A 7,916-nucleotide genomic window follows, 5' to 3' on the forward strand; every position below is an offset into this window, starting at 1 on the left:
GTAGCCAAGCACCGCAACGGCTCTACCGATACCATAAAATTACGCTTCATAGGTGAATTTACGAAATTTACTAACTGGGAAGATAGTCAAATAGCTGATGTAGGGGCTTCTTTTGAAAGTTTTTCTAATTTTCCTTCCACACCGCAAATCCCTACGGAGTTCCAAGAAAATCCTCAAATCAATAGCAGTAGCTCGCAACAATATTTGGTAGGTAGTAAAATCAACGATAGAAACAAACCTTCGCAAGAGCCATCACCCGAATATGATGAAGATAATCCACCTTTTTAATAAGGCTAATGTTCAGAATCTCAATGCTTAAACTTTTATTTCAATGTATGTATGGTTGTACAACCTCGTTACGAGAAGTTATTTTTGGGGCATACACATAGCGGCAAACTTTGGCAATCGGAAAGCTGAGCTTTGGAAAAAAGGTAGAAAAAACATTTGGCGTGCTTTGCAAGAAAACATTTCAAAACACAAAGAAAGGGTTTGGTTTCATTGTGCTTCTTTGGGGGAGTTTGAGCAAGCCCGCCCTGTTTTAGAAAAATTTAGGGAAAAATATCCCGATTTTCAGATAGTTCTGACTTTTTACTCTCCTTCGGGCTATGAAGTCCGAAAAAATTATGATAAAGCCGATTTAATCACGTATTTGCCTACTGACACCCCTGACAATGCCTTGAAATTTTTGAATATTGTTCAGCCCAAACTTATTTTTTGGACGAAATACGAGTTTTGGTATCATTTTTTAACTACTGCCAAGGAAAAAAATATCCCCGTAGTTCTTTTTTCTGCTATTTTTCGGAAAGAGCAACTATTTTTCAAACCTTATGGCACTTTGCACCGCAAAATGCTTGCTTGCTTTGCTCATATTTTTGTGCAAAACGAACTTTCTTTGCAACTGCTTGATACTCTGAAAATACCTTTTGTAAGTCTTGCAGGTGATACTCGCTTTGATAGAGTAGCTCAAATTTTACAAGAAAGGCAAGAGGCAGATTTTGCCAAAATTATTCAATTCAAAAATAATATGCCTTTGCTCATTGTGGGAAGTGCTTGGCAAGAAGATTTAGCCGTGCTTGAAAAATTTTTACAGAAATTCCCCAAACCGCTTAAAGTCATTATTGCCCCACACGAAATTCACGAAAACGAAATCCGACAGCTTAGGCAAAAATACAATGCCTTGCTTTATTTAGATTTGCCCCAAGAAAACTTTCCTGAAAAGCATAAAGTTTTGATAATAAACACCATAGGCGTACTATCTGCTTTGTATCGTTATGCCGATTTTGCTTTTGTAGGAGGGGCTTACAAGCAAGGTTTGCATAATATTTTAGAACCTGCCACTTTCGGACTGCCGATTTTCTTCGGCGATAGAGCCTTTCAGAAATTTCAGGAAGCACAAGATTTGCTTGCTCTGCAATCAGCTTGGAAAGTAGCTGATGAAAATGAGTTGCTTGCGATTTTTGAACATTTGTACCAAGATGAAACTTTTTATCGGCAGTGCCAAGAGCGTACCCGAAGCTATGTTCAGAAAAATATAGGTGCAACTGATAAAATTATGCAAGTTATTGAAAAATGGCTGTAATGATTTATGTTCAAAAAGTTTATTGTTTGATGTTCAAGCCTTTAAGGGCTTTTCTATCATTTTTGTTTGACAACTATTTTCTAAAATCCTGTTTCCTGCTTCCTGTTTCCATAATGCTACTTAGCTATAAGCAAAAAATCGCTACCCGGTTCATTAGAGCCAAATTCGCCGTAATGGGGTTGCGGTGAAATAGTTTCCAGATGTGTCATTATTTCGGCGATAGTCATAATTTTATCTTTTCCGCCGTAGCTTCGCAAAGCCTCTAAAAATTTTCTTACAAAAGGCGAGTGCATACCCGGTGTGCCGTCTGAAACATATTCTTTGCCGCCTGAGGTGATATAACGCCTTGTACGGGCTTGCATCTTTCGCTGAATGAAAGCCTCTACATCATCATCATTGAGTTTGGGGGGTAAGCCACGAATATTTTTAGAGGCAAGTGAGGGGTCAAAAGTGCCTCCAAAACACACGTCCATTACCAAAAGAATGTGCTTCGCCTGAATGTTGTTGATATAGGTTCGTAGCGTGGAATAAGAAATGTAGGAAGATTTGGCGTCATCATCAAGACGAGAGTCTTTGGCTACTACGTAGCCTTCGCCAAAAGTTTCGTCATATTGTCCGTGTCCTGCAAAAAAAATAAGTAGTTGGTCGTTGGGTTGGAACTTTTTTTGTAGATATTCTTTGAGTTTGAGAATAATTTGGTTTTGTGTAGCATCTTGCACCAAATCAATTTCATAGCCATAAATTTCCTTCAAATCTTTGGCAACTGCTTCGGCATCGGGAATGGGATTGGTGAGGTTGTTCCAATATTCGTAAGTATTGGTGGCAAAAATGAGAGCATAAGATTTTCCAATATTTTTGAAACGCTTGTTTTCAGTTGTTTTTTCGGTGCCTCGTATCAGTTGGAAATTGACTTTTTCGGTATTGCCTTTGTTGTCGGTGGCTTCAATGGTGAGCGTTTTGGTATCAGGTTTCACAAGGGCTATTCCATTAAAATCGCCGTTACTAAAAAGCCTTGCAGGGTTGCCGTTGATAAAAACTTCTTTCACCCCACTTTCATCAGTGGCTTTGCCAATAATGCTCATTTCACCTTCTCTGCTTACAATGATGCCCCCACGCATTACCGCAGGCGAAACCAGAGTTACTACGGGTGGAATATCATCAACTTCGCTGATTTTTTCCAAGAGTTTTTCAGCTTCTTCGTAATCTACGTTTTCTTTTTTGGCAAGGCTAATGGCTTTTTGGCATACATCAAGAGCGTTGAGCTGTTTGCCTTGCAAGTTCAGCAGGGAAGCATACAAAAAATTGTGTTTGTAGGTATCTTCCATTTGCACAGCACGCAAAATCCATTGCTCGGCTTTTTGCAAAAGGGCAACATTTTTCGGGGTAAATTCAAAAATTCTTTCAGCAAGCAAAGCAAACTTTTCGGCTTTGGGAGTATCCAAAAATTTATCAAAACAACTTTGAGCTTCTTGTCTGAAATTTAGCATAAAAAGGGCAATGCCTTGTTCGGCGAAGGGAGCAGTTTGGTTTTTGTCCAAACTCAAAGCCTTTTCGGCGTCTTGGTTAGCACCTTCGTAGTCTTGCAGGGCAAGTCTTACAATAGCCCTCTGATGATAGAAATGGGCGTTTTGCGGTTCGGCAAAAATAGCTTGGCTATAATCTTGAACGGCTTTTTCGTAGTTACGCAGGGCAAAATAAATTTTAGCTCTTTCGGCAAAAAAGCGGGGTTGGGATTTATCCAGACTGATTGCCTGCTGAATGTCTTGCAAGGCTCTTTGGTAATTCTGCGTACCAAAATATGCCATTGCTCTGCCATAATAGGCTTCAGTAGCTTTGGGATTGAAACGGATGGCTTCGCCAAAGTCGCTGATAGCTTCAACGTATTTTTTGGCTGTAAGTTGTTTTTTGCCGCTACTGATAAAATCATCAGCTTGCGAAAAGACTACTTGCCAAAGATGTAGTAGGAAAAAAGTCAGAAAAAAGCCGAATTTTGCCATAAAAAGTGGTTTTAGGCAAAAATGTAAAAAAAATGTGAAAAAACAAATTTTAGAGAGTTTTTTGCCTTTCGGCAAGGTCTGTTCGGTGGCAGCCGAAACAGACCAAGAAGCAAGATTTTTATCTGTAAGTCTGGAATGACTAATCAATTAGGGGCAAGTTCTTTGTAATCTCGGTAACCTACTTTTCCGTTGCTGGTGGCTTGCAGAAACTTATTTTTATCTTGAAAGTTTTCGCCTATTTGCACTACGGTTATTTTTTGCTGAAAGCAAAGTTTAGAAAAATCGTTGGCAAGCAGTTCTGTGGCAAATTCAGAAATTTCTCTTTGCTTTTTGAAATTTCCTTTGGGTTTGCCAAATATGCGTACAATTACACTATCGGCAGATATTTTGAAAATTTGATATTTTTTAAGCTCAAACTTTTCCTCAGAAACATAGTCTAACAAACATTCGGCATAGGTTTTGGCTTTTTCGTTGGGGAAAGAAACCCAATAATTTTCTTTGTGTAAAGTGTTTTTATCGCTTTGGCAAGCATCAAACAAAATGAGTAGCAGAAAAATCAAAGTAGTTTGTTTCATCATAAGATTGCTTTGAAAAATTGTAATTATTTGCGTTCAAAAAGTTTGAAGGTTCAAGAGTTTGAGAAAGTTCAACTCCCTCTAAATATCCAATATTCTAAATCCTGTTTCCTGCTTCTTTTTTCCTATTTCTATACTACAAATTAGACCTAAACAATTACGAAAAATTTTACTTTTGCACATCATTTTTGGAAGGAACGCACCCGAAGGGCGTTCCTTGATAGCTGGTGAAGGTTGAATTTCTTGATAGGTTATTTAGTACGATTTTGAGCAGTAAGACCTACTTTGGTAAAGGCTTGGTCAAAATCCTCAATAATATCCTCAATATGTTCAATACCTACACTTACTCGCAGAAGGTTAGGTGTAACGCCTGCTGATAGTTGCTCGGCTTCTGAAAGTTGTTGATGTGTAGTAAGCGAAGGTTGAATAATAAGTGTTTTGGCATCGCCAACATTAGCCAAATGGCTTGCCAGACGCAAATTATTGATAAAGTTCTCGGCTTCTTTTGCTCCGCCTTTTATGGTAAAGGAAAGCACGCCCCCAAAACCATTTTTCAAGTATTTTTTAGCAAGCAAGTGGTAAGGACTGCTTTCAAGCCCGGGATAATTTACACTTTCTACTTGGGGGTGCTTTTCTAGCCAACGAGCCAGTGCCAAAGCATTATCTACGTGGCGTTGTACGCGTAAAGAAAGCGTTTCAAGCCCTTGCAAAAGCAAGAATGAATTGAAAGGGCTAATGCAAGGTCCCCAATCTCGCAAGCCTTCTACTCTTGCCCGAATGATAAAGTTGAGGTTGCCAAAGGGTCCATTTACGCCAAAAACATCATTGAATATCAAGCCGTGATAACCTTCGGAAGGTTCGGTAAATTGGGGAAATTTACCATTGCCCCAATTGTACTTACCCGAGTCTATAATAATGCCACCGATAGAGTTGCCGTGTCCGCCAATCCATTTGGTAGCAGAAGCTACTACCACAGCGGCACCGTAGTCAATGGGGCGGAACAAATAGCCTGCCGCACCAAAGGTATTATCTACAATGAGTGGTAAATCGTATTTGCGAGCAAGCAAGGCAAAAGCCTCAAAATCGGGGATATTAAAACCTGGGTTGCCGATAGTTTCTAAATAAATGGCTTTGGTTTTTTCGTCAATGAGTTTTTCAAAAGAACTTACATCATCACCATTGGCAAAGCGAGCTTCTATGCCCAAGCGTTTGAATTGCACTTTGAACTGATTGTATGTTCCGCCGTAAAGAAAGGAAGTAGTTACAAAATTCTCCCCTGATTGCAAAATATTGGTGAGTGCAATAAACTGAGCCGCCTGCCCCGAAGAAGTTGCCAGTGCCGCAATACCACCTTCCAGTGCCGCTACACGTTTTTCAAAAACATCGGTAGTGGGGTTCATCAGGCGTGTATAGATGTTGCCAAACTCTTTGAGTGCAAAAAGGTTCGCTCCGTGTTCGGCACTTTTGAACACATACGAAGTGGTCTGATAAATAGGAACAGCCCTTGAACCCGTTGTAGGGTCTGCTTCTTGTCCTGCGTGAAGTTGCAGGGTTTCAAAACGATAATTTGCCATAGCAGTAAAAAAGGTTTAGAGTTGAACAAAATTTATGATTGGGAAAATAAAAAGCAGATACCTAAAAATCTGTCAGATTTTTAGAAAAATTTAGCAAAAGCCACAAGCAACAAATGGCTAATTGCTACAAGCAACAACAACAACAAAAGTTATTGGAAAGAATTTGTTGGAGGGTGTAATAAAAAGACCTACGATTTCTTTGTGATTTCATTGGTGTAAAGGTTTATAATTCCTAAAAAATTTTTAGGCAGGTTTTGGCACCGTTCTCGCTCGGATAAGAGTGGTTGCCAGAAGTTCATAGAGCCTGTTCTCTCCCTTCGTTCTTTATAAACTTTACCTTTGAGAGGTGAAGTCGGTACAAAGGTATGAAAATAAAAATGAACTTGTCAAGTTTTTTTGGAAAAAATCTAAATAAATTTTTCAAAATTCTGATTTTCAAGAGTTTGTTTTTGCTAAAAAATACTTTGAATTTCTCTTGATTTTGATATAGCTTTGCAAGTAAATAAGGTTGATATGCAAAATTTGGCTTATACTGAAAAAGGAAAAGGTTCGGTGGTGGTTTTATTGCACGGCTTTTGCGAAAGCAAAGCAATATGGAAAGATTTTATGAACGAGCTTTCCAAGTATTTTCGTGTGATAGCTATCGATTTAGGCGGTTTTGGGGAAAGTGCCAATGCCTTGCCTGAACCTTGCTCAATGGAAACAATGGCAGAGCAGGTATTTCAAACAATTCAAAACTTGCAAGTATCCCAAGCGGCTTTTGTAGGGCATTCTATGGGTGGCTATGTAGCTTTGGCTTTGGCTGAAAAATATCCTACAATGCTTGAAAAACTTTGTTTGTTTCATTCTACGGCTCTTGCCGATAGTCCTGAAAAAAAGGAAAACCGAAACAAAGTGATTGAGTTTGTACAAAAAGCAGGGGTAGAAGCCTTTATTTCCAACTTCGTGAAACCTCTTTTTTACGAAGGTAGGTGGCAAGAATTACAGCAGGAAATCCATTTTTTGGAAGAAATAGGGAAAGAAACACCTCTGAAAACCATAGTAAGCGTGCTTGCGGCTATGCGTGATAGAAAAAGCCGTTTGGATATGCTTGCCAAAGTGAATTTTCCTGTTTTTTATATCATTGGCAAGCAAGATACAGCCGTAGTTTGGGAAAGCTATCAGGAGCAACTCCAAAAAATTCCTAAGGCTCAAACGCTTATTTTAGATAATACAGGACACGTGGGAATGTTAGAACGCCCCCAAGAAACTTTGCAAGCTCTTAAAGACTTTCTTATTTCTTGATGGGTTCAGGCGAACCTTCCACTATCCAAGTAGCGAAAATCTCCGATATTTTCCATTTTTGCCCTATGTACTTTGCAGGACGAGCCTTGATATAGCTAATAAAACGCTTTACATCATTTTTTTCGGCTTTCATCATTACGTCAAGCATTTTTTTGCCCTTGTAAGAACCCTTTTCTATGGTTCTATCTATTTCAGGATTATTTTCCTTCATATATTTGCCTACCAAGCGAATATCCTCAACCATTTTTTGCAGGGCTTGCTCTTCTTTTTCTTTTGTCCAAGATGAAAGAACCTCCGCAACCTGAAAAATCGGCTCTTCTTTTTCGGTATCAATTATTTCTACTCCATACGCCGCCAAAGTGCCAATTTGCTCAAAATACATATTCGGAGATTTGGGCATTACCACCATAAGAATATCTTGTGCTTTGGGTGGCGACTGATACGTTTTTTCATCTTTGGTGTTGCAGGCAAAATAGTAGTAATCGCCTTTGATAAGCAAGCATTTATAGTAGCCTCGTTCTTGCTCCAAATTGCTATCATACAAAATGGCAATAGCTTTTTCAGGAATTTTTATTTTAGGTGAATATGCCTGTACTATGTAAGCACCTTCTTCTTTCAAAATGTAATCGGTGATTTTGAAACTGGCAAGATACTTATCTTCATTATTTTGGGCTGAGCTTTTCCATACTACCCAAAAGCATAAGCCCCACAAAAGCAGTTTTTTCATAATTTTTGTTTTTTCAAAAATACGAACTTATTGGCTGAGAAAAATACCTCAAATGACGTATTTTATCAAAACTTTTGGAATGGAGAGTGAAAGGCAAGTTTTGGGGAAAATTCAATCTTTGTAATTTTTTAGGTCTAATTTATAGTATAGAAACAGGAAACAAGATGCAGGAAACAGGAT

At 38.7% G+C, this 7,916-nt stretch carries 6 protein-coding genes, 1 pseudogene and 1 riboswitch; of the genes and pseudogenes, 3 read left to right on the top strand and 4 right to left on the bottom strand.

All coding sequences use genetic code 11. The features are described 5' to 3' along the window. Together ACWITO_RS05905 and ACWITO_RS05910 are read left to right on the top strand one after the other, a co-directional pair. Window positions 1-288, top strand: a pseudogene (locus tag ACWITO_RS05905) (hypothetical protein); the annotation flags it as partial. Between the two features lie 43 nt (window positions 289-331). After that, the gene (locus tag ACWITO_RS05910) at window positions 332-1,579 is read left to right on the top strand and encodes a 3-deoxy-D-manno-octulosonic acid transferase (RefSeq protein ID WP_448529078.1); all 1,248 of its coding nucleotides are present in this window, start codon (window positions 332-334) and stop codon (window positions 1,577-1,579) included. A 116-nt stretch (window positions 1,580-1,695) separates the two neighbouring features. Here ACWITO_RS05910 and ACWITO_RS05915 read toward each other — a convergent pair whose 3' ends face one another. The 3 genes from ACWITO_RS05915 to ACWITO_RS05925 all read right to left on the bottom strand — a co-directional run bounded on the left by ACWITO_RS05915 (window position 1,696) and on the right by ACWITO_RS05925 (window position 5,725). Then, entirely contained in the window at window positions 1,696-3,576 is a 1,881-nt protein-coding gene (locus tag ACWITO_RS05915) for a caspase family protein (protein WP_448529079.1), read from the bottom strand. 143 nt (window positions 3,577-3,719) lie between these two features. Continuing rightward, entirely contained in the window at window positions 3,720-4,151 is a 432-nt protein-coding gene (locus tag ACWITO_RS05920) for a hypothetical protein (protein ID WP_448529080.1), read from the bottom strand. Between the two features lie 251 nt (window positions 4,152-4,402). Further along, window positions 4,403-5,725: an O-acetylhomoserine aminocarboxypropyltransferase/cysteine synthase family protein gene (locus ACWITO_RS05925; RefSeq protein ID WP_448529081.1), complete on the bottom strand. Its 1,323-nt coding sequence runs from the start codon at window positions 5,723-5,725 to the stop codon at window positions 4,403-4,405. 220 nt (window positions 5,726-5,945) lie between these two features. Further along, window positions 5,946-6,058, bottom strand: a riboswitch (SAM riboswitch). 180 nt (window positions 6,059-6,238) lie between these two features. Between ACWITO_RS05925 and ACWITO_RS05930 the strand changes: the two genes are divergently transcribed. Next, a complete protein-coding gene (locus ACWITO_RS05930) occupies window positions 6,239-7,009 on the top strand; it encodes an alpha/beta fold hydrolase (protein ID WP_448529082.1) in 771 nt (256 codons plus the stop codon). Here ACWITO_RS05930 and ACWITO_RS05935 read toward each other — a convergent pair. Next, window positions 6,999-7,736 carry a hypothetical protein gene (locus ACWITO_RS05935; RefSeq protein WP_448529083.1) on the bottom strand — a complete coding sequence of 246 codons (738 nt, stop codon included), beginning with the start codon at window positions 7,734-7,736 and terminating at the stop codon, window positions 6,999-7,001. The genes ACWITO_RS05930 and ACWITO_RS05935 overlap by 11 nt on opposite strands. Window positions 7,737-7,916: the final 180 nt, after the last annotated feature.

The sequence above is a fragment of the Raineya sp. genome, assembly GCF_053497555.1.

What these genes read in the sequence shown, in the direction of transcription:
- ACWITO_RS05925 (WP_448529081.1), bottom strand. Translation starts at nt 5,725, where the DNA reads ATGGCAAATTATCGTTTTGAAACCCTGCAACTTCACGCAGGACAAGAA.
- ACWITO_RS05910 (WP_448529078.1), top strand. Translation starts at nt 332, where the DNA reads ATGTATGTATGGTTGTACAACCTCGTTACGAGAAGTTATTTTTGGGGC.
- ACWITO_RS05930 (WP_448529082.1), top strand. Translation starts at nt 6,239, where the DNA reads ATGCAAAATTTGGCTTATACTGAAAAAGGAAAAGGTTCGGTGGTGGTT.
- ACWITO_RS05920 (WP_448529080.1), bottom strand. Translation starts at nt 4,151, where the DNA reads ATGAAACAAACTACTTTGATTTTTCTGCTACTCATTTTGTTTGATGCT.
- ACWITO_RS05915 (WP_448529079.1), bottom strand. Translation starts at nt 3,576, where the DNA reads ATGGCAAAATTCGGCTTTTTTCTGACTTTTTTCCTACTACATCTTTGG.
- ACWITO_RS05935 (WP_448529083.1), bottom strand. Translation starts at nt 7,736, where the DNA reads ATGAAAAAACTGCTTTTGTGGGGCTTATGCTTTTGGGTAGTATGGAAA.